Annotated in this window: 1 protein-coding gene; it reads right to left on the minus strand. The window is 72.9% G+C overall.

All coding sequences use genetic code 11. The annotated features are described in order from the left end of the window. Positions 1-95: 95 nt before the first annotated feature. Positions 96-451 (minus strand): helix-turn-helix domain-containing protein (locus AX737_RS31340; RefSeq protein ID WP_066928097.1); only part of this gene is annotated, 356 nt, incomplete at its 5' end.

Consider the following 451-nt stretch of genomic DNA (forward strand, 5'->3'; position numbering starts at 1 on the left):
CCCGCCGTGGCGTGCTGCGGGTTCGCGGCCAAGGGCCGTTCGAGAGACGGGAGCTGATGCCCCTTGCGTCGCCTGCGGAGCCAGCCGCACGTCCCTCAGGCGGGGTCGACCATCGGCGAGAGGGCCTCGATGATGCGGCAGTCCGCGACCGACCCGCAGCCGCACTGGCCGATGACCTCGCGCAGTTCCGCGGCGAGCCGGGCCAGGTCGGCCAGCTTGCGCTCCACGTCGGCGAGGTGGGCGCGGGCGATGATGTCGACCTCGGTGCACGAGCGCTCCCGGTCGTCGGAGAGCGCCAACAAGTCCCGGATCTGCTCCACCGTGAACCCGAGGGTGCGGCTCCGCCGGATGAAGCTCAGCCGGCGCAGGTGCTCGGGCCCGTAGAGCCGGTAGTTCCCGCTCGACCGCGCCGGCGGGGGCAGCAACCCGACCTTCTCGTACCACCGGACCG

The sequence above is a fragment of the Methylobacterium sp. CCH5-D2 genome (assembly GCF_001556475.1).
Classification (GTDB): Bacteria; Pseudomonadota; Alphaproteobacteria; order Rhizobiales; family Beijerinckiaceae; genus Methylobacterium; species Methylobacterium hispanicum.